Below are 24,764 nucleotides of genomic sequence, written 5' to 3' on the forward strand. Positions count from 1 at the left end.
CCGCCCCACCGAGCCCCGACCCGCCGAGCCCCGCCGCGCCGGGCGCGGCGTTCGCGTACGCGGTGCCCGAGGCGCCGCCGCAGGGGACGATGCCGTCGGCCGCCTCGCCGTCCGGGGGAGTGCCGCCGTCCGGCCCGTCGAGGTCGAAGGGCCCGCTCCTGCTGGTCGCGCTGGCCGGTGGACTGGTGGTGCTCCTCGCCGCCGCCGGGGTCGCGGTGCTGCTGCTGACCAACGGGGGTGGCAAGGACGACAAGGCCGGCGCGGGCACCTCACCGGCGGCGTCCGCCCCGGCGACCGAGGGCGGCGGCCCGGCTCCGGCGCCGTCCGGCGGCCCGCCGCAGAGCGGAGCGCCCGCCGTGCCCCCGGCAAGCGGGGCTCCCGCCGCGCCTCCGGAAGGCGCCCCCGGTCAGCAGCCCGCGTCGCCGCCGGTGCCCACCGCGCCGATCGGCCCGGTGCTGCGGGGCACCGGCATCACCTACCAGCTCGTCCAGCAGGACGAGGGGTACTTCGAAGGCCGGATGATCATCACCAACCGCACCGACGAGCCGATGAAGACCTGGGAACTGACGTTCACCACCCCCGGCGCGGAGGTGAAGAACATCTGGGGCGCCAAGCTCGCCAAGGGCGGCGAGAAGGTCGAGATCAAGAACCTGGACGACGCCCCCGCGATCCCGCCCGGCGGCACGTGGGACGTCCAGTTCGGCGCGGCGGGCGCCACGACCACCCCGGAGGGCTGCAAGCTCAACGGCAAGGCGTGCGGCTTCTGACCGACGCACTAGGCTTTCGACCATGCGTATCGCCAGGTTCTCCACCGACGACGGCATGGCCTTCGGCGTGGTGGAGGAGAACACCGTCGCCGCCATCGCGGCCCATCCGTTCGGTGAGCTGACGTTCACCGGGCAGCGTTTCCCGCTCGCCGACGTCCGGCTCCTCGCGCCGATACTGCCGAGCAAGGTCATCGCGATCGGCAAGAACTACGCCGCCCACGCGGCGGAGATGGGCGGCGAGGCGCCGGCCGAGCCGATGCTGTTCTCCAAGCCGTCCACCGCCGTGATCGGTCCGGGCGAGGCGATCATGTACCCGCAGAAGCTGTCGGAGCAGGTCGACTACGAGGGCGAGCTGGCCGTCGTCATCGGCCGGATGTGCCGCGAGGTGCCGGCGTCCCGCGCCGCCGAGGTCGTCCTCGGCTACACGTGCGCCAACGACGTCACCGCCCGGGACCTGCAGGCCAGGGACGGGCAGTGGACGCGCGCCAAGGGATTCGACACGTTCTGCCCGCTCGGCCCGTGGATCGAGACCGAGGCCGACCCCGCCGACCTGGCGATCTCCACCACCGTCAACGGCGAGGTCCGGCAGGACTCCCGCACGTCCCACCTGCTGCACGACGTCCCCGCCCTGGTCGAGTACGTGAGCCAGGTCATGACCCTGCTGCCCGGCGACGTCATCCTCACCGGCACCCCGGCCGGGGTCGGGCCGCTGGACATCGGGGACGAGGTGACGGTCACCATCGACGGCGTCGGCAGCCTCACCAACCGGGTCATCGCCCGCGACTGAGGGGGGAGCCGTGAAGTTCAAGGGCTTCACCGACGAGACGTTCGCGTTCTACGAGGGGCTGCAGGCCGACAACAGCAAGTCCTACTGGGCCGCCCACAAGGACACGTACGAACGCCACGTGCGCGAACCGATGGCCGAGCTGTGCGCCGAACTGGAGGACGAGTTCGGCGCGGTCAAGCTCTTCCGCCCGTACCGCGACCTCCGGTTCAGCAAGGACAAGACGCCCTACAAGACCCACCAGGGCGGCCATACGAGCGAGGGCTTCTACGTCCAGGTCGACGCGGACGGGCTGCTCGCCGCGGGCGGCATGTACGCCCCGACCCCCGAGCAGCTCCGCCGCTACCGGGACGCCGCCGGCTCCGGCACGTCCGGCGGCGAGCTCCAGGCCATCGTGGACGAACTGCGCGCCGCCGGGATGGAGATCGCCGGAGACCGGCTCAAGACCCGTCCCCGCGGCACGCCCCCCGACCATCCGCGCCTGGAACTCCTGCGCCACCGCTCGCTCTACGCGCATGAAGGCTGGCCCGCCGACCCGTGGATGCGGACGCCGGAGGTGGTGCCGAGGATCAGGGAGGCGTGGCGCCGCCTGCGCCCGCTCGTCGACTGGGGACGGCGCCACCTCGGGGCGCCCGGCGACACCCCCTGACCGCTCCCCGGCGCGACGCGCCTGACCTCCCGCGCTATTCGTTTTGGTCGCGGTCGCAAGGTCCTGTATTCTCATCGGGACGCGAGCGACCGGCCGGAAACGGAACGGGCGCTCGTACCTCACTGGGGTATGGTGTAATCGGCAGCACGAGTGATTCTGGTTCACTTAGTCTAGGTTCGAGTCCTGGTACCCCAGCTGCGTCCGTTTCCGCGGACATGCGCCCCCGTCGTCTAGTGGCCTAGGACGCCGCCCTCTCAAGGCGGTAACGGCGGTTCGAATCCGCTCGGGGGTACTTCCTACTCGACGGCCTTTGGCCGGCTTCGCCTTTCCGTGGTGTCTTCCAGGGGGGCGACCCCCTGGAACCCCCGATGTTCGGGCTTCGCCCTCACCGTGGGTTGCGGTCTGCGCCCAATGCCTCCATCTGCGACGTCCAAGAACGACTCGGCGTCATCGACTTGTGGTCGGAATCTTGTGGGGCGGGTGGAAATCGGTTCGAGGTGGTGGGGTGAGTCCGGTAAGGTGGGGCAGGCCCGAGCGGGAGATCGCCCGGGTGCGACAGTCCGGCCCCCGTCGTCTAGTGGCCTAGGACGCCGCCCTCTCAAGGCGGTAACGGCGGTTCGAATCCGCTCGGGGGTACCGTGGAACCGCAGATCGATGATCTGCGGTTTTTCTTTTGTCCCCGCTACGGCTTTCTGCCCACGGCGCCGAACGCGTCGACCGGGGCGGGGTCTTCGAGGGCCGCCGACTCCGGGCGCCACAGCGGGCACGAGACCAGCCCCGGCTCGACCAGCTCCAGACCCTCGAAGAAGCGGCCGATCTCCTCCGGCGAACGCAGCTGGTACGGGACCGCGCCGCCCTCGTTGTAGTCCTCCTGCGCGTCCTCGATCGCCCCTCCGGCGACGACGCTCGTGCCGTCGTTGAGCGAGAGGTAACTGCCGGACGGCAGCGCCTCCAGCAGCGCCCGGACGATCGAGCGGGCCTCGTCCCCGTCCGGGACGTGCCCCATGATCCCGCTCAGGATCAGGGCGACGGGACGGCCGAGATCGAGCGTCCGCTCGGCGATCTTGATGATGTGGGCGGGGTCGTGGAGATCGGCCTCGACGTAGTCGGTGACGCCCTCCCGCGTGCTCGTGAGCAGCGCCCGCGCGTGGACGAGCACCAGCGGGTCGTTGTCGACATAGACGATGCGGGCGTCGGGGGCGACGCGCTGGGCGACCTCGTGGGTGTTGTCCACGGTGGGCAGGCCCGTCCCCACGTCGAGGAACTGGCGGATGCCCGCCTCGGCGGCGAGGTACCGGACGGAACGCGTCAGGAAGAGGCGGGACGCGCGGGCGACGTCCACCACCCCCGGGAACGTCTCCCGGTACTGGTCGCCGGCCGCGCGGTCGACCGGGTAGTTGTCCTTGCCGCCGAGCCAGTAGTTCCAGATGCGCGCCGAATGCGGAACGCTCGTGTCGATCCGGTCCAGCGCCGCGTCCTCCGTCATCAAGCCTCCTCGTACGTAGCGATCAGGAGTCCATCCTGGGCCCCGGCGCCGCCCCGTGGAACCGGAACGGCCCGATGAGGCCACAAGATCGTGCGCGATGGTCGGGGCGGCCGCCCCGGGTAGGCACTCCTACGGCGACCGGCTTGTTAGCGCTATCGGTTTCCGGCGTCAATGGGTTGAGCGAGACGGGGGCGTCCGGTCGCAGGCGTGGGCCACATTTCCCTGTTCCAGGGACGATCCGCCGCATGTTCCGGTCTCCGGGGTATTGACACGGCACAGCGTTATCGCAAACATTCTCGCCAAGCGTGTTGGGAGCATGGAGGCACGATGGGCGAGTCGACGGGGCGGCGTCCGGCCGGTCGGGGCCCGGCCGAGGGGCGTCGCGCCCTCATGGAGGACGTGGCCGCGCTGGCCGGCGTCTCGGCCATGACGGTCTCCCGCGTCCTCAACTCGCCCGAGAAGGTCCGCGCCTCCACCCGCGCCCGGGTGCTCGCCGCCGTCCGCGCCCTGGACTACCGGCCGAATGTGGCCGCACGGGTCCTGGTGACGGGGCGGTCCGGGGTCCTCGGCGTCGTCAGCTTCGACACCACGCTCTACGGGCCGGCCTCCACCGTGTACGGCATCGAGCGGGTGGCGCGCGAGCACGACTACCTGATCAGCATCGTCAGCCTGAGCGCGCTGACCCGCCGGTCGATCGAGGAGGCCGTCGACCGGCTGCGCGGCCAGGCGGTCGACGGCATCATCATCGTGGCGCCGCACGTGTCGGCGGCCGAGGGGCTGCGCGACCTCCCCCCGGACCTGCCGATCGTTGTGGTCGGCGCCGCGGAGGAACTGCCCTTCCCGCTGGCGGCGGTCGACCAGCACGTCGGGGCGGTGCGGGCCACCCGCCACCTCCTCGACATGGGGCACGAGACGGTCTGGCACCTGTCCGGGCCGGCCGACTGGGTCGACGCGGACGGCCGGGTGGCCGGCTGGCGCGCGGCGCTGGCGGCCGGGCGGCGCCGGGAGCCCGCCTGGCTGGTGGGGGACTGGTCGGCGCAGTCCGGTTACGACCTGGGCCGGATGATCGCCCGTGACCCGTCCGTCACCGCGGTGTTCGCCGCGAACGACGCCATGGCCCTCGGCCTGCTGCGCGCGCTGCGCGAGGCGGGCCGCCGGATCCCGCAGGACGTCAGCGTCGTCGGCTTCGACAACGTCCCCGAGTCCCCGTACTTCTCTCCGCCCCTCACCACCGTCCGGCAGAACTTCGGCGAGATCGGGCGGCACGCCTTCAGCCTGCTGATGGACCGCATCGGCCGTCCCGCCGCGGACGGCGCCCCCGGCCGGCGCCTCGTCGGCCCCGAACTCATCGTCCGCGAGAGCACCGCGGCCGTCCGCGCCTGATCCGCCGTCCGCCCGTCCGTGTCCGCCGCGCATGATGTTAGCGCTAACACACACTTGACCGTCCCACGTCCCACCCCTCGAAGGAGAACCCCCCGATGAAGCGAAGAATCCTCGCCGCCGCCGCTGGCGCGGCGCTCGCCCTGACGGCCGTGACGGCCTGCGGTGACTCCGGCTCCGGCTCCGGCGGCGGTTCCGGCTCGATCACCCTGGGGTTCTCCCAGGTCGGCGCCGAGAGCGGCTGGCGGACGGCGAACACCAAGTCGATCAAGGAGGAGGCCGCGGCGGCCGGCGTCGACCTCAAGTTCGCCGACGCGCAGCAGAAGCAGGAGAACCAGATCGCGGCGATCCGGTCCTTCATCAAGCAGAAGGTCGACGTCATCGCCTTCTCCCCGGTCGTCGTCACCGGCTGGGACGCGGTCCTCAAGGAGGCGAAGGCGGCCGGCATCCCGGTCGTGCTCACCGACCGGGCGGTGGACTCCGACGCGTCCATGTACGTGACGTTCCTCGGCTCGGACTTCGTCGAGGAGGGCAAGAAGGCCGGCCAGTGGCTGGTCGACGAGTACAAGGACTCCGACGAGCCGGTGAACATCGTCCAGCTCGAAGGGACGGTCGGCGCGGCGCCCGCGATCGACCGGAAGAAGGGCTTCGAGGAGGTCATCAAGAGCAACCCGAACATGAAGGTGATCGCCTCGCAGTCCGGCGAGTTCACCCGCGCCAAGGGCAAGGAGGTCATGCAGGCCCTGCTGAAGGCGCACAAGGACATCGACGTCCTGTACGCGCACAACGACGACATGGGGCTCGGCGCGATCCAGGCGATCGAGGAGGCCGGGAAGAAGCCCGGCGAGGACATCAAGATCATCACGGTGGACGCCGTCCGCGACGGGATGCAGGCCCTCGCCGACGGCAAGATCAACTTCATCGTGGAGTGCAACCCGCTGCTCGGCGGGCAGCTCATGGAGATCGTCAAGAAGGTGCACGAGGACCAGCCCGTCGAACGGCGCATCGTCACCGAGGAGACGGTCTTCGACCAGGAGGCCGCCAAGAAGGCCCTCCCCAGCCGCAAGTACTGACCCGGGACTCCCGCCGCGCCCGCGGCCGCCACGCGCGGCCCGCGGGCCCGGCGGGATCCGTCATGACGAGACCAGGAAGACAGGGGAGGGGGCATCGTGACCGAGCCCGTCCTGGAGGTCACCGGCATCTCCAAGCAGTTCCCCGGGGTCCGTGCGCTCGACGGCGTGGCCTTCCGGCTGTTCCCGGGAGAGATCCACGCGCTCATGGGCGAGAACGGCGCCGGGAAATCCACGCTGATCAAGGTCCTCACGGGCGTGTACCAGGCCGACGAGGGCCGGATGACGCTGGACGGCGCGGAGCGGCAGGTCCATGACCCGCCGCACGCCCAGCGGCTCGGCATCAGCACCGTCTACCAGGAGGTCAACCTCTGCCCCAACCTGTCGGTGGCGGAGAACATCTTCATCGGCCGTGAGCCCCGCAGGTTCGGCCGGATCGACTGGGCGCGGGTGCGGCGCCGGTCCGCCGAGCTGCTGGCCCGGCTCGACCTGGACCTGGACGTGACCGCCCCCCTCGGCGCGCAGTCCCTCGCCGTCCAGCAGCTCATCGCGATCGTCCGGGCCATCGACCTGGACGCGAAGGTCCTCATCCTGGACGAGCCGACGTCCAGCCTCGACCGGGGCGAGGTGGAGCGGCTGTTCGGGGTCATGCGGCGGCTGCGCGACGACGGTGTCGCCATCCTGTTCGTCTCGCACTTCCTGGAGCAGATCTACGAGATCTGCGACCGGGTCACCGTGCTGCGCAACGGCAGGCTGGTCGGGGAGTACCCGATCGGCGAGCTCGGCCGGTTCGACCTGGTGTCCCGGATGACCGGCCAGGAACTGCACGACCTGGAGCAGCTCGAAGAGGCCGCCCCCGCGATCACGCGCGGGAAGCGGCTGCTCGCCCTGGAAGGCGCCGGGCGGACCGGGGCGCTCACGCCGGTCGACCTGGAGATCCACGAGGGCGAGGTCGTGGGCCTGGCCGGGCTGCTCGGCTCGGGACGCTCGGAGCTGGCCCGGCTCGTGTTCGGCGCCGAGGCCGCCGACACCGGCCGCGTCCGGGTGGACGACGCGACCGTCGCGCTGCGGACGCCGCGCGCCGCGATCGACCACGGCATCGCGTTCTGCCCCGAGGACCGCAAGGCCGACGGCCTGGTCATGGACCTGACGGTCGCGGAGAACATCGTCCTCGCGCTCCAGGCCGCCCGCGGCTGGACGAGGCCGCTGCCCCCGCGGCGCCGGGACGAGCTCGTCGGCGAGTACATCCGGAAGCTGCGGATCCAGCCGCCGTCCCCCGGCACGCCGGTCCGCAACCTCAGCGGCGGCAACCAGCAGAAGGTACTGCTCGCCCGCTGGCTCATCACCCAGCCTCGGCTGCTGATCCTGGACGAGCCGACCCGCGGCATCGACGTCGGCGCCAAGACCGAGATCCAGAAGCTCGTCGTGGCGCTCGCCGGCGACGGTATCGGCGTGCTGTTCATCTCCGCCGAGCTGGAGGAGGTCCTGCGGCTCTCGCACAAGGTCGAGGTGCTGCGGGACCGCACGCTCGTCGCGGAGCTCGCCAACGACGGATCCCTCACCCCGGAGCGGCTCCTCGAGACGATCGCGAACGGAGCATCATGAACCCCGTGCACGCTGTGAACCGGGCGAACCTCGCGCGGCTGACCAGGCACCGGCTCTTCTGGCCGGTGGCGGTGCTCGTGCTGCTGCTCGTCGTCAACGCGGTCGTCACGCCGGGCTTCCTCGCCGTCCGGGTCCGGGACGGCCACCTGTACGGCAGCCTGATCGACATCCTCCGGTTCGGCGCCCCGCTGATCATGGTCGCGCTCGGCATGACCATGGTCATCGCCACCGGCGGCATCGACCTGTCGGTGGGCTCGGTGGTGGCGATCAGCGGCGCGATGGCCTGCTACCTGATCAGCGAGGGGCAGGGCCTGGCCGGCGCGCTCGCGCTGAGCCTGGGCCTGTGCCTGGCGCTCGGGCTCTGGAACGGGCTCCTCGTCACCCGGCTGAGAATCCAGCCGATCATCGCGACGCTCATCCTCATGGTCGGCGGGCGCGGCATCGCCCAGCTGATCACCGGCGGGCAGATCATCACGATCGACCGGGACTCGGGATACCGGGAGATCGGCGGCGGGCACCTGGCGGGGCTGCCCGTCGCGGTCCTGATCGTGCTGGCGGCCGTGGCCGCCGCGGCCGTGCTCGCCCGCCGGACCGCGCTCGGGCTGCTGCTGGAGTCGGTCGGCGGCAACGCCGAGGCGTCCCGGCTCGTCGGCATCCGCGCGTCCGGGCTGATCGTGCTCGGCTACGTGTTCTGCGCCATGTGCGCGGGCGTCGCCGGGTGGATGATCTCCTCGGACGTGTCCGCGGCCGACGGCAACAACGCCGGGCTGTGGATCGAGCTCGACGCGATCCTCGCGGTGGTGCTCGGCGGCACCGCGCTCACCGGGGGACGGTTCTCCATCGCGGGCACCGTCGTCGGCGCGCTCATCATCCAGACCCTCAACACGACGATCTACACGACCGGGATCCCGCCGCGCACCACGCTGGTGTTCGAGGCCGCCGTCGTCACGTTCGTGTGCCTGCTGCAGTCCCCGGCCTTCCGCGCCAAGGTCGGCCGCCGCCGTACCGGCGGACCCGTCCCGCCGCCCACGGACCCGCCGTCCGCGGACAAGAAAGTGGAGGTCCCTGCATGACCACCGCCCTCGCCGTGCCCGCGGTGCACCGCCGGCACGTCCCGGTCCTCGTCACGTTCGGCCTGTTCGTCCTGGCGTTCGCCACCGGGGCGCTGCGCTACGAGAACTTCGGCACCGCCCAGGTCTTCGCGGACCTGTTCATCGACAACGCCTTCCTGCTGGTCGTCGCCATCGGCATGACGTTCGTCATCCTCAGCGGCGGGATCGACCTGTCGGTCGGGTCGGTCGTCGCCCTGTCGGGCATGCTGTGCGCGGTCGGGACGTCCCGGCTCGGCCTGCCCGGCCCGGTGGTGATCCTGGCCGTCCTGCTCGTCGGAACCCTGTTCGGCGCCGCCATGGGCTACGTGATCCACGTCTTCGAGATCCAGCCCTTCATCGCCACCCTCGCCGGGATGTTCCTCGCCCGCGGCCTGTGCTTCACCATCAGCGAGAAGCAGATCTCCATCGAGAACGGCTTCTTCGACACCGTCGCGCTGAACCGGGTCGCGCTGCCCGGCGGCGTCCGCGTCTCCGCGGGGGCCATCATCGCGCTGGTCACCTTCGCCGTGGCCGTGTACGTCCTGCACTGGACGCGGACCGGTCGCAACGTCTACGCGATCGGCGGCGGCGAGCAGTCCGCGCTGTTCATGGGCCTGCCCGTCGCCCGCACCAAGATCCAGGTCTACGCCATCAGCGGGTTCTGCTCCGCCCTCGGCGGCGTCCTGTTCGCCTTCTACACCCTGTCCGGCGACGGGCTGCACGCCGTCGGCATGGAACTGGACGCCATCGCCGCCGTCGTCATCGGCGGCACCATGCTGACCGGCGGAACCGGATACGTGGTCGGCACCCTCCTCGGCGTTCTCGTCCTGGGCGTCATCAAGACCATGCTCACCTTCGAGGGCACGCTCAGCTCATGGTGGACGCGCATCGCCATCAGCGTCCTGCTGTTCGCCTTCATCGCCCTGCAACGCCTGACCGGCATCCGGCGGAGAGCCCGCTCCGCGTCCTAGCCCGCTCGTGCTGGACGTGCCCGTCGTGCGGCTGCCCCCGGGCAGCCGCACGACGGCGGGCGCCGCCGGTCAGGCGACGCGCCACCGCTGGGCGGCGTAGCCGAGACGCTCGGCGGCCACACCGGCGTGCCCGATGGGCTGCCTCAGCGCGAGCCGCCGGACGACATCCTCGTCACCCGCCACACGTCCCCGCGCAGACCTAGGTTGCCGTCGTCGGCGGGCTCGGAAAGAATGACCGGCGCATCGGATCAAGGCGGCGAAGATGGACATCACCCTGCAATACGAAGCCACTCCCGAGGAGGTGGCGCGAGCGCTTCACCTCGGCCTGAGGCGGCAGCTCAGAATCCTCTACGTGGCTCTGTGGTCCGTCCTGGCCGTGGCGGGGACCGTGTGCTTCCTGGTCGGCTCCGTCATCATGGGCGCCGGAATGCTCGTCGCGGCGGTCGCCGGTCCGATGGCGGCGACCTGGGCGGTCCGCCGGATCGCCAGGAAGCAGCTCGACTACCTCTGCGTGCCCACGACGCTGCGCGTGACCGACGACGGGTACGAGACGCGGACCGACCAGTCCACCACCATGATGAAGTGGTCCATGTTCAGCCGGGTCGAGGCGACGCCGGAGTTCTGGCTGCTCTTCGTCAACCGGCAGATCGCGGCGTTCCTCCCCAGAAACGCCTTCGACGGTGCGCAGCGGGCCGAACTCGACGGTTTCCTAGCCGCGCGGGAGAACGCGAAGTTCGCCTGAGCCCGGGTCCCGCCACTCACTTCACGAAGATCGGCAGGGATCGGCGCGGCTCGAAGCGGAAGGCGGCGCCCTTGCTGATCTTGGTGACCGCGACCTCTCCGGTCTCCGGGGCGGCGGTGTCGGTCAGCACGACCCGTGCCGTCCACTCGGTCGCGGTGCCGCTCATCTCGACGTCCAGGTAGGGGTTCACCGCGCGGACGATCGCCCGCAGCGCGTCGGGGCTCTCGGGTGTGCACAGCGGAAGCCACCCGCCGTCTTGATGCGCCGGGGACTGCGACACCGTGACCGAGTCCCCATCCCGGCTGAACCGGACGTACGGCATCGGGTTCATCAGCGGATGCAGTTCAACGACCTGGGCCGCGTCCTCCGGCGTATCGGACAACCCCAGCGCCCGGTGCAGACGCTCGGCGGCCACACCGGCGTGCCCGATGAGCTGCTTCAGCGAGACCCGCCGGAAGACGTCCTCGTCGCCCGCCGCGCGTTCCCGCACGGCCAGTTGGAACGAGAGGTTCAGCAGGTGCTGCTGCAGCACGACCTCATCCGCCATCCGGACCAGCGCCGAGTGCGAGAAGGTGCCGAAGTCAAGGTCGTCGACGAGCGGCCCGCTGTAGTCACCGAGCCCGTCCTCGGCTGGATCGATGTCATCAAGAACGATCGTGGCCGCGTGCGAACGCTGGTTGACCGCCAGAGCGGGGATCGCCTCGACACCGGGGAAGGCAGGGTCGATCTCCACCGTCCAGGAGCAGTGCGGATGACGGTCGGCCGGCTCCCGCGGCGGCCGGTGGATCGGCCGCACCTGCGCCCTGGGATTGGTGGCCACGGCCGTGGCGTCGAACGTGGGGTCCTCGATGTCATGGCACATGTACTTGACCATGGAAGGACCCATCGGTTCGACGTCCAGCAGCGCCCCGCAATGGTCGAGATGGAACGCCCCATGCTGCGGGTCGGTCACGCTGTAGCGGAAGTCCATGAACTGCGGCGGCGCTCCGATGTCCAGCTGCATGCCCTTGAAGATCGTGGGCACGTCGTCACCCTCGAACCTGAGCGCCTTCTGCATGCGCCGCGTGTAGATCGGACTGGCGCCCGCCCACTCCTCGATGGCGATCTGGGCCATCTCGTCCTGACCCCATGCCTCCAGGCAGAACGGCATCCCCGCCCGGTCGATCAGGTGACCGATGAGCAGCAGCTCCGGTACCAGCGTGGCGAGCTGCGCACGGCTCAGACGTTCGTACCGGCTGGGCATCGGGTCCCTCCAAAAGGTGTACCGCCCCGCAATATAGACAGTAGATCAGACATCTGTCCAGAAAGGGGTGCGGCAGACTCGGGGTCATGAGCGAGTTGCCCCCGCGAACCGTCGTCCTGCGCAGCCACTCCGGCGAGGAGGGCACCCGGTACCTGCGGGCCCGCACGCAGCACCTCGGGCGATGTCCGTGCGGGAGGCTCGGACGGGGCGGGCGTACGCTGTGGCTGTGCGGATGGATCTGGTCACCATCGTCGTGGACGAGTATGACCTGGCCATCGAGTTCTTCACCGGTGCGCTCGGGTTCGAGGTGGTCGAGGACTCGGCCGCGCTGACCAATGACGGACGCGCCAAGCGGTGGGTCGTGGTTCGGCCGCCGGGGGCTGAGACGGGGATTCTGCTCGCCCGTGCGGACGGGGCGCGTCAGGGCGCAGTCGTCGGGGATCAGGTCGCCGGCCGCGTGGGGTTCTTTCTCCGGGTGGATGACTTCGATGCCGCGTATGAACGTATGACGGCCGCGGGTGTCGAGTTCGTCGGTTCGCCGCGTACAGAGAGTTATGGGCGGGTCGTCGTGTTCCTCGACATCGCGGGCAACCGGTGGGACCTGCTCGGTCCCGCCTGAGCGGTCACGCTCGCCTCAGCCCGCGGTGATTGGGCCGGAATCACCGCAGGCGAATGTCGGCGTGGCTCAGTCGAAGAGATCTTCGGCGGTGTTGATGACGGCGGCACGCTTGACCCACCGGTCGAGTTGTTCGGTGTCGGTGCAGCTCGTAACGCGTTCGCGGATGTCGTCGGGCACGTCGATGCCTCGGGCGCTCAGAAAGAGGAGCACCGACTTGGCTTCGCCCATGGCTTCGCCTCTTGCTTCGCCTTCGGCTTGGTGGGTCTTGGCGAAGTCCGACTGCCACTCGTAGTCGGCGATGTTCATCGTCCCCTCCAGGACCTTGCGCGCGGACTCGCAGAGCTGTGTCATCAGGTAGTCATAGTACAACCGACCGTTGTCGCCGCCTTGGGTATGTACTTCATCGAGGGCGGCCTTCACGCTGGTCAGAACGGCTTTGGTGTGGGGGCCGTCAGGGTTTGCGTGGGCGGGGGCGCCGAGGATGGCGAGTTCGGGGAGCCGGCGGGCTTCTTCGGTGTCGGTGATGGGCGGGAGCAGGCCGGGGTGGACGGTCAGGGGCGTGAGGACCCACCCGGGGTGGCCCATGTCGATCGGGGCGCCGCAGGCGCGGGCGCCGGCCTGGTCGCGGCAGAACACCAGGAGCGTCACCGGGCACTTGCGGCGGTTGCGCAGCAGGGCCAGGTAGGCGGGCCAGCTGTAGAGCTTGTCCGCTTTGAAACGGAGCTGCGATTCCACGACGACGCCGTGGGTGGGCGTTTCGGGGTCGTCCAGCAGGACGGTGGCGTCGCAGCGCAGTTCGGCGGGGTTCAGGTCCGCGTAGGACTCGGAGGTCAGCGTGGCCGGTTCGGCGTAGGGCATGTCCAGGCCGAAGACGGTCCGCAGGATCGTCGGGACGAGCTGCGGCCGGTTGCGGACCATTTCCAGCGGCAGCTCGTGTTCACTCGTTGGCATGGCGAGCAAACTATCAGTAATCGAATGGTCGCGTGCTGTTAATGTTCGGTCGGGTCGAAGGTCGGTCGACGGCCGGGGCGGGGGGAGGCCCCGGACCGTTCCTCCGTGGATCGTGTGTCAGCCGGACGGGTGCAAGTCGGTGGTCGTCTTGAAGGTCCAGTCCTCCCAGGCGAACGAGTCGTCCAGCAGGACCAGGGTGGACCAGCCACCGCCCAGGCAGTGGGGGCCGCCGTGCAGGGACGTGACGAACTCGCGCCACGTTTCGGGGTCCTCGTGTTCGAGCATCTGGCACGCGTCGGTGATGATGACGCAGCGGCGCAGCGATGTGCCTTCGTCCAGATGGTCGAAGAATTCCCGCCATCCCTCTGCCGCGTCGTAGGGGAGTTGCAGGGCCGCGACGAGGTGCTGGACGGCCTTCACGGCGGTGGTGCACGCCGAGCCCAGGGCCATTCGCACGTCCGTGTCGGCGAGGGTGTCGCCCAGATGCTCGATGAACTTCTGCACGTCGTTGCCGGGTGTCGCGAAGGCGATTACCTGACCGGGATTCTGCTTCACGTGGTCGGCGGACAGGGCCCTTTCGAAGATGGCGGCGGTGCTCGGCTTGACGCCGTAGTAGGCGCCGCCTTCCCCGGACCACCAGCGGAAGGGGTAGCGGCGGCCCGTCGCCCTGTTCGCCTGGCCCGCCTGGTTCAGGGCGCCCGCGACGACGTTCGGCGGGTTCTTCTTCCCCTCGGGGGCAAGGCCGAGTTCCGTCACGAGTTCGGTGCAGTGGATCTGCTGCCCTCGCCGTCCGAAGAGGTGGCGGAGCACGGCACGGCCATTGTCGTCCAGCGTCCGCCAGTAGCTGAGCGCCTTGTCCTCGTCGCTGTGCGACCACTCGGGGTCGTCGTGGCCGGAACCGCCGCTGTGCTCGTCCCATCGCCGGTCGTCGTCGGGCAGATACATGGATGCGACCTCTCGCTAGCCGGGCGTCCACCTCATGTTGGCGGACGCCCGGCTCGCGGGAGGTCACCGGGCGGAAGGTGGCCTTTCGGAGTCGCCCGTGCCGGCGATGTGATACCTCGCGGGCCACCAGAAGCGGGGGCCGGCGTCCAGGGCCAGCGCCGGGACGATGATGGAGCGGACGAAGAAGGTGTCCAGGAGGACGCCCAGGGATACCAGGACGCCGATCTGCACCATCATCGTGACGGGCATGACGGCCAGGGTCCCGAACGTGGCCGCGAGTACCAGGCCCGCACTGGAGATGACGCCGCCGGTCACGGCCAGGCCGCGGAGCACGCCGCTGCGGTGGTCGGTCCGTCGCGCCTCCTCGCGCACGCGGGAGACGAGGAACAGGTTGTAGTCCACGCCGAGCGCCACCATGAACAGGAAGCCCATGAGGGCGACCTGTGCGTCGAGTGCCGGGAAGCCGAAGGCGTACCGGAACAGCAGCCAGGACGCGCCCAGCGCGGCGAAGTAGGACGCGACGACCGTGCCGACCACCAGGAGCGGGGCGACGAGGGCCCGGAGCAGCACCATCAGGATGAGGAGGACCACTCCGAGGACGAGCGGGATCACCGCGCGGCGGTCATGGGACTGCGCGTCGGCGAGGTCGATCTCGCTGGCCGTGCTCCCGCCGAAGGTGGCGTCCGGGATCCGCTGGCGCAGGGCGCGGACGGTGTTCTCGGCCGCGTCACTGTCGGGAGGGTCGGCGAGGACGACGTCGAGTCTCGCCAGGCGTCCGTCCTCGGAGGGCGATGGGTCGCCGACGCGGGCGACGCCGGTGGAGTTCTGGAGGGCGGTGGTCACCGAGGCCGTGTCGGACCGCTCGCTGATCACCTGCAGAGGCCGTCCCTGACCGCCCGGGTAGTGCTCGGCCAAGAGGCGTTCGCCGATCGTGGAGCTGGGCGTGGTGGTGAGGAAGTCGGCGCGGTCCAGGCCGGTGCTGATGCCCAGGGCGGCTGTCGAGAGCGCGCCGAGGACGGCGAGGCCGCCGATCCAGACCAGGCGGGGACGTGCGGCGATGCGGTGGCCGATGCGGTCCCAGGCGCCGCGGGCGGGCGGCGTGTCGCCGTACCGGGGGATGCGGGGCCAGAAGATCCAGCGGCCGAGGACGACGAGCAGGGCGGGCAGCAGGGACATTACGACGGCGAGCCCGCCGAGCACCCCGATGGCGGCGACCGGGCCGAGCGCGTAGTTGAAGCCCATGTCGGCGGCGAGCAGGCACAGCAGGCCGAGCGACACGGTCGCGGCGGACGCGGCGATCGGGGCGGCGGCGCGGCGGAGGGCGGCGGCCATCGCGCGGTGCCGGTCGGGGTGGCGGCGCAGTTCCTCCCGGTAGCGGGCGAGGAGCAGCAGCGCGTAGTCGGTGGAGATGCCGAAGACGAGCGCGTTCAGGATGGTGGACATCCCGTCCGCCACGTAGAGGCCGGCGTGCTCGCCGAGGAGGTAGACGACCGCGCCCGCGACCTGGAGCGCGATCGCCGCGTTCACGATCGGCAGCAGCCACAGGAGCGGGCTGCGGTAGGTGAGCAGCAGGACGGCCGTGACGACCAGGATCGTGATGAGAAGGACCGGCCGGTCGATGCGCTCGAAGGCGTCGCCCACGTCGAGCGCGGCGCCGGCCGGGCCGGTCAGGCGGACCTCCAGGCCCGGCGGCGCCCCGGCCCGGGACGTGTCGCGGAGCGTCCCGGCCCTGTCGGTGAGGGTGTCGTCGTCGGCCAGCGGGACGGTCAGCATGAGCGCCTTGCCGTCGCGCGACGGCTGCGGCGGCGCGATCGTCGCGGCGGCGACGGGGGCGAGGGCGCGGCGGTCGGCCTCGGCCTCGGCGCGGTCGGCGGGCGTGATTCCCGAGGGGCGGACGTAGGCGATGATGCCGGGGGCGATCTCGCCACCGGGGAACCGGGACGTCAGCTCGGCCACCCGGGTCGACTGCGCGCCCCGGGGGAGTTCGGCGGACGAATCGGCCTCGACGACGTCGGGCAGCCGGCTCGCCGCAGGGGCGGCCAGGATCGTGATCACGACCCAGGCCGACAGGACCGCCCAGGTGAGCAGGCGTTTGCGCGAGAGCAGCATGGAGTGCTCTCCTTTCGTTGGGGACTCGTGTCGCGTGCGAACACGCCGTACGGCGTGGTGATGCGGGCCTCCGCCCGTCCGGGCCGCCGAGCGGCAACTCGGCGGTCCGGGCTCTAGACCTCCGGGAACGCCAGGAACCTGGCGTGGAGGGTGCGCGCGTCCGGCGGCGGGTCGTCGTCGGCGCGCTTGTAGCGGTAGATGAGCGCGATGTACTCCTCGAAGAAGGGCCGCACCTGCTCCGGCGTCAGCGTGACGGTGGAGAACGAGAAGAGCAGCGCGTCGGCCCAGGGGCCCATCTCGTCACGTGCGCGCTGGTAGCGGGTGAGCATGTCGAGCTCGTTCGCGAACTCCAGGCGGGTCAGTTCCTCGACCGCCTCGCGCAGCCGCGGCGGCTGCTCGCGGTAGGGCGGTATCCGCCGGTCGGCGGGCACCACCCGCCACCAGCGCTCCCGGCCGCGCGCCCGCTCCGGCACCTCCTCCACGAACCCGTGCTTGGCGAGCTGCCGCAGGTGGTAGCTCGTCGAACCGGTGCTCTGGCCCAGCTCGCGGGCCAGGGTCGTGGCCGAGACGGGACCGCGCCGCATGATCTCGGCGATCCGCCGCCGCAGCGGGTGCGCGAGCAGGCGCACCTGCCGCGGATCGGTGAGCACCTCCGGTGCCGGCTGTTCCTTCATGTCCGGGACGCTAGGAGTTGCAAAGAGTCTTTGCAATGCTGCTTTGCGAAGTTCACCGCAGAGAGGGAGGGGACCCGGGACCTGAGAGGGAGCGGCGTGTCATTGGCCGGGCGGCACCGCTGTGGTCAACTAAAGTCACTGAGGTCGGTGGGAGGGGGACGATGCGCGATCGCATACACGAGGTGCCGCCGGGGGCGTCACTGGCCGAGAAGGTCGAGTGGCTGATCCGCAATCTGTGGCCTGCCCACGCGGGGGCGCCGCGCAACAACGTGGAGACGGCCGCCGCCATCGCCCGTGCCACCGGCGCGGACATCTCGTCCACCACGGTGTGGAAGCTGCGCACGGGACGCCAGGAGAACCCGCAGCTCAAAACGCTCACCGCGCTCGCCACGTTCTTCGGTGTGCCGATCGGGTTCTTCGGCTTCCCCAGCGAGTCCGACCCCATCGGCGACGACCTCACGCTCAAGGCGCTGCGCTGCGATGTGGAACGCGGCATCATCCGGCCCGAGGTGCTGCGCGCCCTCGTCGACCTGTCCCCGGAGGCGCGGTGGGTCGTGGACGAGATGATCCTCGCCGCGGCGGCCGCCGACCGGCGGCGGAGCGACGGCACGGAGCGCGAGCCCCGTCCGGACCGCGGGGAGCCCGGCGAGGAAGGCGCCTGAACCGGGGCGGAACGCTGCAAGGCGCGGCGGCGGCCGGAGGACCGGGCCGCCGCCGCGCCGCGGTCATGTCCGTCATGCCGATGATGCTGCGGGTACGGCAGGCGCCCCGGCATCGGCCGCCGAGAGACACCCGGTCACGGCGTCCGGCCACCGGCCGCCCGCCCCGGTACCGCGCCGGGCGTAGGGGCCGGCCCCGGTCCCGGCTAAGGGGAGCGCTCGGCGGGCCGCGACGTCATCGGCCCGGTCCGCCGTCGAACCACTGGCCGGCGGACCGGCTCGGCGGCGGCGCGACGGGGTCGGCCGGTGCGCGCGGGACCTCGCCCCGCTGCCGGGCCTGGATGCGCTCCTGCAGTTCGGCTTCGACCCGCATCTCCTCCTCGCTCGGCGCCATCGCGATGATGACCAGCAGGATGATCGACACTCCGCCGACGCCGCCCAGCAGCGGCAGCAGGAAGTCGATGGGGCGTGCGCCCGCCGGGGCCGCCATGCCCTCGTGCATGGTGACGCGCATCGCCGCCATGCCGGTGTAGTGCATGCCCGCCACCGCGAGGCCCATGATCGCGGCGGCTCCGCTGGTCGCCCACAGGCCCTTGACCATGAGGCTGAACCAGAGCGCCGCGGTGGCCGCCACGAGGGCGATCAGCACGGAGAGGCCGACCAGGACGGGCTGGTACTCGATGTGCCCGGACATGTTCATGGCCGTCATGCCGGTGTAGTGCATGCTCGCCACGCCGGCGCCCATGATGAGGCCGCCCAGAATGATCACGGGCGTGCGGGCGCCGGCGAACCCGACGATGAGCAGCCCGATCGCGACGACCGCGATCGCCGTCCCGCAGCTCAGCAGGGTGAGCGGCACGTCGTAGCGGATCTCGTGGTTCTCGACGGTGAAGCCGAGCATCGCGACGAAGTGCATGACCCAGATGCCGGTTCCGCCGATGGCCAGTGCCGCGAGCCCCAGCCAGGAGGCGCGCGAGCGGCCGGTGGCGGCCCGCGCCCGGGCGGTGCACAGCAGGCCGAGCAGCGACCCGACGAACGACATGAGGTAGGCGGCCACCGGTGTGAGCAGCCCGTAGGAAAAGTGATGGACCTCTGCCATACAGACCCCCGTAAGCCTTCTCTGACTGACCGCGGCATCCTAGTAGGTTCACCTGCGCGAATGTCGATCCGGGGGATGTTGACAGCGGCATTGAGGTCATTGTCAGGTTGGCTAACGGTCCGTCCGGTACTGCCTGGTAAGGGTTTCCGGATGTTCTCCGACTGGTCAGCTCAGCAGACCGTTGTCGGCGGCGAGGTCGAGTGCCGCCTGGGCCGCGGGGGCCAGGAGGTGGCGTTCGGCGCGGCCGACGTAGACGTACTCGTCCACCTCGCCGGCGGGGGCCATCGCGCCCCGGTGGCCGGCGGTGAAGCACGCCATGCGCACGTGGGAGAAGGCCGGCTGGTCGTGGGCCGGCGCGCGGACGACGCCCAGCTCCCGGAAGGACGTCCTTTCGAGTTCCAGGCCGAGTTCCTCGCGCACCTCGCGGGACAGGGCCGACCAGTCGTCCTCGCCCGGCTCTCGCTTCCCGCCGGGCAGGTACAGCAGGTCACGGCCGCGGGAGCGGACGGCCAGCATCCGGTCGCCCGACACCTGGACCCAGGCGACCACATCGAGATCTTCCACGGCGACGAGTCTCCCGCAGAGGCGGTCCTACGGGCGGCGCAGGGTGATGGTCTCGGTGCCCGCCAGGCCGAGGGCCTCGGCGGCCGAGCCCTGGTTGACCGCGAGGCCGACCCGTCCGGACGAGTCGATCCAGACGAGCGGCTCGCCGGGGGCGGCGCCGCCGAAGGTCTCCTCGAACGTGGCCCGCGCGGACCCGGGCGCGGGGGCGGCCCACACGACGTCGAGCGGCGTCCCATGGGGGAGGGGGCCGAACGCGGCGGTCAGGTCGCCGGGCCCCGCACCGAGGACGAGGCTCCCGAAACGGTCGGTGTAGAGGACGGGGGCGGTGAGCTCCCCGTCGCCCACCACCGGCGACGGGACGTCCAGCGGCAGCGGCTCGACCGCGGGTCCGAGGTCCGCCACGTCGACGCCGGTGGCGAGGTGCCCGGCGGCGGGGGAGAAGATGTCCCGCCCGTGGAACGAGGCGGACACCGCGGGCAGCCGGTACGCCGGGTTCTCCAGAGCGTGCGCCCGGACGGCGCCGCCCAGCGCGCCGGCGGCGGGCACCAGCAGGCCGTTGTCCGGGCCGACCAGCAGGTCACCGCGCCGGGTCTCGATCGCCACGGGACGCCGGGACGTGCCGACGCCGGGATCCACGATCCCCACATGGACCCCGACCGGCAGGTACGGGAGCGCCTGGCGGAGCAGCATCGCGCCCTCCCGGACGCCGAACGGCGTGATCTCGTCGCTCAGCACGAGCACGTTCGCGGCGGGCGCGATCGTGTAGACGACCCCCGCGCAGATCGCGGTGTAGGCGGCGCCGAAATCGGTCGCCAGGCTGACGAACGGGCGGCTCTCCGGCATGCGGCGACCCTATCCGGCCCTCGTATGCTGCGTGTGTGCGCGCCGAAGCCCTCGACCCGGTCCTGCTGCGTACGTTCGTCGCCGTCGCCGAACTCGGCTCGTTCACCGCCGCCGCGGCCGCGGAGGGCTACACGCAGTCGGCCGTCTCCCGGCAGATCGCGGCGCTGGAGGACGTGTGCGGCGTGGAACTGTTCGCACGCGGTGCCCGGGGTGTGCGCCCGACGCCCGCGGGGGAGCACCTGCTGCCGCACGCCCGCGGCCTCCTCGACCGGCTCGCCGAGACCGCCCGCGCGCTCGACGGGCTGCGCCGCCTCGACACCGGGACGCTGCGGATCGGCGCGTTCCCCACCGCCAACGCCGCGCTGGTGCCCCGCGCGCTCGCCCGGTTCCGGACCCGCCATCCGGGGGTGCGGCCGGTGCTGCGCGAGGGGACGACCGAGCGGCTGCTGCCCATGCTGGAGGCGGGCGACCTCGACATGGCCGTGGTCAGCACGTACAAGCTCCCGTCGATCGCCGCCGACGACCTGGTCGTGCTCGCCGACGACGCGCTGCTCGTCGCGCTGCCGAGCGGGCACCGGCTCGCCGGCCGCGGCCGCGTCGCGCTCGGCGACCTCGCGGACGAGATGTGGATCGTCGCCGACGACCCCGAGGCCGTCGCGGCGCTGCGCGTCCGCTGCGAGACCGCCGGGTTCGTCCCGGAGACCCCGCTGCGGGTCGCGGAGTGGATCTCCAAGCTCGGCCTGGTCGCGGCGGGGTTCGGTGTCACGCTCGTGCCCGCCCTCGCCGCGTCGGCGGCGGCGCGGGAGGGGGTGGTCCTGTGCGCGGTGGCGTCCGACGCGCCGCGCCGGTCCGTCTACGCGGCGGTCGGGCGCCATGCCCGCAGGTCCCCGGCCGTCACCGCGTTCCTCGCGGACCTGCGGGACGCCGCCGGGGAACTGCGCGACTAGGGGACGGCCGCGACGATCTCGACCTCCAGCAGGGCGTCGGGGTGGAACAGGCGCGGCACCTCGACGGTCGTGCTCGTGGGCGGCGGGCCGGTGAAGTACTTCGCGCGGACGGCCCCGTACCCCCTGCGGAGGTCGAGGTCGGTGAGGAAGGAGCGGATGTTGACGACGTCCCCGAACCCGGCGCCGTGCGCGGCGAGGATCCGCTCCAGCAGCGAGAAGATCACCTCCGACTGGCGGGTGATGTCGCCCGGTGCGTCCATCTCGCCGTTCTCGTCCAGTGCGATCTGCCCCGACACGTACAGCATCGGGCCCTGGGTCACGTAGGCGGTGTGGGAGTAGGCGGTGTTCGGCGGCGCGGGCACGGTGGCGGGATTGCCGATCTTGACGCGCATGGGAGGTCCTCCAGGCGGGCTTCTGCGGATGCGACGGGGTGGCGTGACCGACGGTAGGCGCCGGGCGGCCATGTCACCAGCGAAGGCTTCGCACGGCAGGCATGCGCAGGCGGCATGGCCTCCCGTGTCCGGAGGCGAACACCCGGTAACGGGGACGTTCAGTTCCGGCCGAATCGGCGGGACGAGGCGTCCTCCTGGGCCAGCCGGTGCAGGGCGGTCAGCACCTGCTCGTACAGGACGGTCGAGACCAGCAGCGAGTGCACCGCGCGGGCGCGCGGCGTCCCGTCGGCGACCCGGTCGATCTCGTGTTCGGCCACCTCGGCCGCGGCCTGCACGTACGGGCGCAGGTCGCGGAGGGTGATCGGGAAGCCGAGGCGGCGCAGCGCCACGAACGTGTGGGCGAGCAGGTCGCGGGCGGGGGCGCGGTCGCCGACGTTCCAGCCGAGCTCGCGGACGAGCGCGTCCACGTCCTCGCGGGCGGCGCGCCAGTGCGGGTCGTGCGGTGCCGCGACGTGCGGGCCGATGGCGTACTGCGTGGTGCCGAACAGCTGGTGCAGGCTGACGCGGTCGTCCTCGATGGCCGCGATGATCTGCTGGATCGCCGAGACCGGGAGGTCGCCGACGTCGCGCAGGGCGCTGATCAGGCGCAGCCGCTCCAGATGCCGCGCGTCGTACTCCGACCTCGTCGCGCTCACCGCCGAGCCCTTCGGGAGCAGGCCCTCCCGGATGTAGAACTTGATCGTCTGGACCGTCAGGCCACTGCGATCGCTGAGCTCGGAGATCTGCACCGCGTACCCTTCTCGACCGGACGTGCAACGCTATCCGGGTGGGCCGCCCGGAGACCGGCACTATCCAATGTCTGTCCGGGTTGTGGTGATTTCGAGGTCGGCGGCCGAGCGGACGCGCTCGTCCAGCCGGATGCGGAGCGTCACCGACTCGCCGGGGGCGGCCTCGGCGACCGCGAAGCCCGCCAGCGGCCCGGCCGTCCCGCCGGACACCGCGTAGAGCTGGACGGTCTCCCGGCCGGGGCGGTCGCCGGTGTTACGCACCGTCACCTCCGCCACCCCGCCGACGACGGTGACCGGTCCGTACTCCCACGTCGTGTAGCCGAGGCCGTGCCCGAACGGATACGCGATCTGGTCGGGCGCGTAGTGCCGGTATCCGATGGCCGTCCCCTCCGCGTAGTGGAGGGTGCCGTCCTCGGCGGGAACGGGCGACAGGACGCGGTCGTCGGACGCCGGGAAGGTCGTGGGGAGCCGCCCGCCCGGTTCCGCCGCGCCGGTCAGGACGTCGGCGATCGCGTCACCGCCCTCCTGGCCCGGCAGCCAGGCCCACAGGATCGCGGCCACCTCGTCCCGCCACGGCATCAGGACGGGCGCCCCCGCGTTCACGACCACGACCGTCCGCGGGTTGGCGGCGGCGACGGCGGAGACCAGTTCGTCCTGCCGGCCGGGCAGGGCGAGGGACGTCCGGTCGAAGCCCTCGCTCTCCACGTCGTCGTTCGTCCCGACGATCACGACGGCGGCGTCGGCGTCGCGGGCCGCGGCCACGGCGGCGGCGAGCTCGTCGTCCTCGGGCAGGTGCGGCTCGCGGTAGCCGAGGCCGAACACCGTCGCGAACCGTCCCGGCACGCGGGTGTGCCGCAGCTCGACGGTGACCGGACGGCCCGCCGGCAGTTCCGCCTGGACGCGGTGCTCGGGCGGGCGCATCAGTGCCTCGGCCGGGTCGCCGCGGCCGGGCGCCAGCGTCACGGCCGTGGGGGTGCCGTCCACCCGCAGTTCGAAATCGCCCGTTCCGGTGACGGCGAACGTGTGGACGCCATCATCTGCCGGTGTCATCCGCGCACGGACGACGATCTGAACCGTGCCCCTGGGCGGCCCGCCCAGAAAGACGAAATGCGTTGCCAGGCGGAGTTCGGAGCCGAGCACGGCACCTTCGGCGTCGAGGAACTCAAGCCGCACACCGCGTTCGCCCGTCCCGGGATCGGTCACCAGGGTCAGCGGCATCGGCGCCAGCCGCTCATGTGGATGCACACCCGGGTGAACGGTCAGCTCGGTGCCGTCGCCCAGCGCTCGCCGCAGTCCCTCCACGGGTGACACGACGTGCTCGGGATTGACGTGGGCGCTGCCGCCGCCCTGCGCGCTGAACCGGACCGCGTTCGGCCCGATCAGGGCGAACCTGCGCGGAGCCGCCAGCGGCAGGACGCCTTCGTTGCGGAGCAGCACCGCCGCCCTGGCGGCGGCGTCGCGCAACCGCGCGCGGGCGTCGGCGGGCGTCGTCGCCGACGGCGGCTCCGGGAAGCCCTCAAGGGCGCCGACCCGGGCGGCCAGCCGCAGCACGCGCAGCGCCTTGTCGTCGATCGACTCCTCCGTGACCCGGCCGTCGCGGACGGCCCGGACGAGCTCGTCCCGCCACGGGCTGGCCGGCAGGCCCGGCATCTCCAGGTCCATGCCGGCGTTGGCGCTCTCCTCGGTCGAGCGGATCGCCGTCCAGTCCGACACCACGACGCCGTCGAAGCCCCAGCGCCGCTTCAGCACGTCCGTCAGCAGCGGCCGGTTCTCGGTCATGGGCGCGCCGTTCACCCCGTTGTAGGCGGCCATCACCGCCCACACGCCCGCCTTCACCGCCTCCTCGAACGGCCGCAGGTACAGCTCGTCGAGCGCCGCGTCGCCGATGCGCGCGTCGTAGGACATCCGGGACGTCTCGGAGTCGTTCCCCACGAAGTGCTTCGCCGTCGCCGCGACGCCCGCGGACTGGACGCCCCGGACGAACGCGGCACCGATGCGGGCGGTGAGCAGCGGATCCTCGGAGTAGTTCTCGAAATGCCGCCCGCCGAGCGGGGTCCGGTGCAGGTTCAGCGTCGGCGCGAGCTGGACGTGCACGCCCCGCTCGCGCGCCTGGGCGCCGTTCAGCCGCCCGATCCGCTCCGCGAGCTCCGGGTCCCAGGTCGCGGCGAGCGCGGTGGGGCTGGGGAAGAGCAGGCTCGTGTCGCGCTCGTCCCAGCGCGTGCCGCGGATGCCGCTCGGGCCGTCCGACATGACGATCCGCCGCAGCCCGATCTCGGGGACGGCGCGAAGTGTCCAGAAACCGTCCCCGGTGAGCAGGTGGACCTTCTGCTCAAGCGTGAGCCGCCCGAGCCTTTCGCGCAGCGCGGGCTCATCGATGTCCATCCGG

24 protein-coding genes and 3 tRNA genes are annotated in these 24,764 nt (G+C 71.6%); 15 read left to right on the plus strand and 12 right to left on the minus strand.

All coding sequences use genetic code 11. The features are described from left to right. The 6 genes from E1289_RS16125 to E1289_RS16150 form a co-directional block, all read left to right on the plus strand. The coding region (locus E1289_RS16125; RefSeq protein WP_207928996.1) for a cellulose binding domain-containing protein at positions 1-767 on the plus strand (767 nt) is incomplete at its 5' end. A gap of 22 nt (positions 768-789) precedes the next feature. After that, entirely contained in the window at positions 790-1,554 is a 765-nt protein-coding gene (locus tag E1289_RS16130) for a fumarylacetoacetate hydrolase family protein (protein WP_131980866.1), read from the plus strand. Positions 1,555-1,564: 10 nt separating this feature from the next. Next, entirely contained in the window at positions 1,565-2,200 is a 636-nt protein-coding gene (locus tag E1289_RS16135) for a DUF2461 domain-containing protein (protein WP_131980868.1), read from the plus strand. A 123-nt stretch (positions 2,201-2,323) separates the two neighbouring features. After that, a tRNA-Gln gene (locus E1289_RS16140) sits at positions 2,324-2,395 on the plus strand. 24 nt (positions 2,396-2,419) lie between these two features. Then, positions 2,420-2,492: transfer RNA gene (locus tag E1289_RS16145), tRNA-Glu, on the plus strand. A 271-nt stretch (positions 2,493-2,763) separates the two neighbouring features. Beyond that, positions 2,764-2,836: transfer RNA gene (locus E1289_RS16150), tRNA-Glu, on the plus strand. A gap of 46 nt (positions 2,837-2,882) precedes the next feature. On the opposite strand, the gene E1289_RS16155 is transcribed toward E1289_RS16150, so the two are convergent. Next, positions 2,883-3,686, minus strand: a complete 804-nt coding sequence (locus E1289_RS16155; protein WP_131980870.1) for an SAM-dependent methyltransferase — start codon at positions 3,684-3,686, stop codon at positions 2,883-2,885. 327 nt (positions 3,687-4,013) lie between these two features. On the opposite strand from E1289_RS16155, the gene E1289_RS16160 reads away from it, so the two are divergent. The 6 genes from E1289_RS16160 to E1289_RS16185 all read left to right on the plus strand — a co-directional run bounded on the left by E1289_RS16160 (position 4,014) and on the right by E1289_RS16185 (position 10,545). Next, the gene (locus tag E1289_RS16160) at positions 4,014-5,069 is read left to right on the plus strand and encodes a LacI family DNA-binding transcriptional regulator (RefSeq protein ID WP_207928997.1); all 1,056 of its coding nucleotides are present in this window, start codon (positions 4,014-4,016) and stop codon (positions 5,067-5,069) included. Between the two features lie 95 nt (positions 5,070-5,164). Beyond that, complete coding sequence (locus E1289_RS16165) at positions 5,165-6,139, plus strand: ABC transporter substrate-binding protein (protein ID WP_131980872.1); 975 nt, start codon at positions 5,165-5,167, stop codon at positions 6,137-6,139. Positions 6,140-6,235: 96 nt separating this feature from the next. Then, positions 6,236-7,741 (plus strand): sugar ABC transporter ATP-binding protein, encoded by a 1,506-nt coding sequence (locus tag E1289_RS16170; protein ID WP_131980874.1) that lies wholly within the window; start codon positions 6,236-6,238, stop codon positions 7,739-7,741. 5 nt (positions 7,742-7,746) lie between these two features. After that, positions 7,747-8,814 (plus strand): ABC transporter permease, encoded by a 1,068-nt coding sequence (locus E1289_RS16175; protein ID WP_243712854.1) that lies wholly within the window; start codon positions 7,747-7,749, stop codon positions 8,812-8,814. After that, positions 8,811-9,803: a galactofuranose ABC transporter, permease protein YjfF gene (yjfF, locus tag E1289_RS16180; protein WP_131980878.1), complete on the plus strand. Its 993-nt coding sequence runs from the start codon at positions 8,811-8,813 to the stop codon at positions 9,801-9,803. The genes E1289_RS16175 and yjfF overlap by 4 nt, the downstream gene beginning before the upstream one ends. 352 nt (positions 9,804-10,155) lie before the next feature. Then, positions 10,156-10,545 carry a YcxB family protein gene (locus E1289_RS16185; protein WP_165970493.1) on the plus strand — a complete coding sequence of 130 codons (390 nt, stop codon included), beginning with the start codon at positions 10,156-10,158 and terminating at the stop codon, positions 10,543-10,545. A 16-nt stretch (positions 10,546-10,561) separates the two neighbouring features. Here E1289_RS16185 and E1289_RS16190 read toward each other — a convergent pair whose 3' ends face one another. Further along, positions 10,562-11,788, minus strand: a complete 1,227-nt coding sequence (locus E1289_RS16190) for a hypothetical protein (RefSeq protein ID WP_131980882.1) — start codon at positions 11,786-11,788, stop codon at positions 10,562-10,564. Positions 11,789-12,014: 226 nt separating this feature from the next. Between E1289_RS16190 and E1289_RS16195 the strand changes: the two genes are divergently transcribed. Beyond that, a complete protein-coding gene (locus E1289_RS16195) occupies positions 12,015-12,407 on the plus strand; it encodes a VOC family protein (protein WP_131980884.1) in 393 nt (130 codons plus the stop codon). A gap of 66 nt (positions 12,408-12,473) precedes the next feature. Here E1289_RS16195 and E1289_RS16200 read toward each other — a convergent pair whose 3' ends face one another. The 4 genes from E1289_RS16200 to E1289_RS16215 form a co-directional block, all read right to left on the minus strand. After that, positions 12,474-13,358: a hypothetical protein gene (locus E1289_RS16200; protein ID WP_131980886.1), complete on the minus strand. Its 885-nt coding sequence runs from the start codon at positions 13,356-13,358 to the stop codon at positions 12,474-12,476. A gap of 117 nt (positions 13,359-13,475) precedes the next feature. After that, the gene (locus tag E1289_RS16205; RefSeq protein ID WP_131980888.1) at positions 13,476-14,303 is read right to left on the minus strand and encodes a DUF6416 domain-containing protein; all 828 of its coding nucleotides are present in this window, start codon (positions 14,301-14,303) and stop codon (positions 13,476-13,478) included. Positions 14,304-14,366: 63 nt separating this feature from the next. Next, a complete protein-coding gene (locus tag E1289_RS16210) occupies positions 14,367-16,412 on the minus strand; it encodes an MMPL family transporter (RefSeq protein ID WP_131980890.1) in 2,046 nt (681 codons plus the stop codon). A 113-nt stretch (positions 16,413-16,525) separates the two neighbouring features. Further along, complete coding sequence (locus E1289_RS16215) at positions 16,526-17,086, minus strand: helix-turn-helix domain-containing protein (protein ID WP_131980892.1); 561 nt, start codon at positions 17,084-17,086, stop codon at positions 16,526-16,528. A gap of 161 nt (positions 17,087-17,247) precedes the next feature. Between E1289_RS16215 and E1289_RS16220 the strand changes: the two genes are divergently transcribed. Beyond that, positions 17,248-17,748: an XRE family transcriptional regulator gene (locus tag E1289_RS16220; protein WP_131980894.1), complete on the plus strand. Its 501-nt coding sequence runs from the start codon at positions 17,248-17,250 to the stop codon at positions 17,746-17,748. A 232-nt stretch (positions 17,749-17,980) separates the two neighbouring features. On the opposite strand, the gene E1289_RS16225 is transcribed toward E1289_RS16220, so the two are convergent. From E1289_RS16225 to E1289_RS16235, 3 genes are all read right to left on the minus strand, one after another. Continuing rightward, positions 17,981-18,844, minus strand: a complete 864-nt coding sequence (locus E1289_RS16225; RefSeq protein WP_131980896.1) for an MHYT domain-containing protein — start codon at positions 18,842-18,844, stop codon at positions 17,981-17,983. Positions 18,845-19,009: 165 nt separating this feature from the next. Continuing rightward, positions 19,010-19,408 (minus strand): NUDIX domain-containing protein, encoded by a 399-nt coding sequence (locus E1289_RS16230; protein WP_131980898.1) that lies wholly within the window; start codon positions 19,406-19,408, stop codon positions 19,010-19,012. Between the two features lie 27 nt (positions 19,409-19,435). Next, entirely contained in the window at positions 19,436-20,251 is an 816-nt protein-coding gene (locus E1289_RS16235) for an SAM-dependent chlorinase/fluorinase (protein WP_131980900.1), read from the minus strand. Positions 20,252-20,286: 35 nt separating this feature from the next. Here E1289_RS16235 and E1289_RS16240 point away from each other — a divergent pair, with 35 nt between their 5' ends. Further along, positions 20,287-21,198: a LysR family transcriptional regulator gene (locus tag E1289_RS16240; protein ID WP_243712855.1), complete on the plus strand. Its 912-nt coding sequence runs from the start codon at positions 20,287-20,289 to the stop codon at positions 21,196-21,198. Here E1289_RS16240 and E1289_RS16245 read toward each other — a convergent pair. The 3 genes from E1289_RS16245 to E1289_RS16255 form a co-directional block, all read right to left on the minus strand. Further along, complete coding sequence (locus E1289_RS16245) at positions 21,195-21,590, minus strand: RidA family protein (RefSeq protein WP_131980902.1); 396 nt, start codon at positions 21,588-21,590, stop codon at positions 21,195-21,197. The genes E1289_RS16240 and E1289_RS16245 overlap by 4 nt on opposite strands. A gap of 158 nt (positions 21,591-21,748) precedes the next feature. Further along, positions 21,749-22,378, minus strand: coding sequence for a MerR family transcriptional regulator (locus E1289_RS16250; RefSeq protein WP_131980904.1), 630 nt, complete (start codon positions 22,376-22,378; stop codon positions 21,749-21,751). Positions 22,379-22,438: 60 nt separating this feature from the next. Continuing rightward, positions 22,439-24,760, minus strand: coding sequence for a glycoside hydrolase family 3 C-terminal domain-containing protein (locus tag E1289_RS16255; RefSeq protein ID WP_131980906.1), 2,322 nt, complete (start codon positions 24,758-24,760; stop codon positions 22,439-22,441). Between the last annotated feature and the right edge of the window lie 4 nt (positions 24,761-24,764).

This window comes from Actinomadura sp. 6K520 (assembly GCF_004349245.1).
Lineage (GTDB): Bacteria > Actinomycetota > Actinomycetes > Streptosporangiales > Streptosporangiaceae > Spirillospora.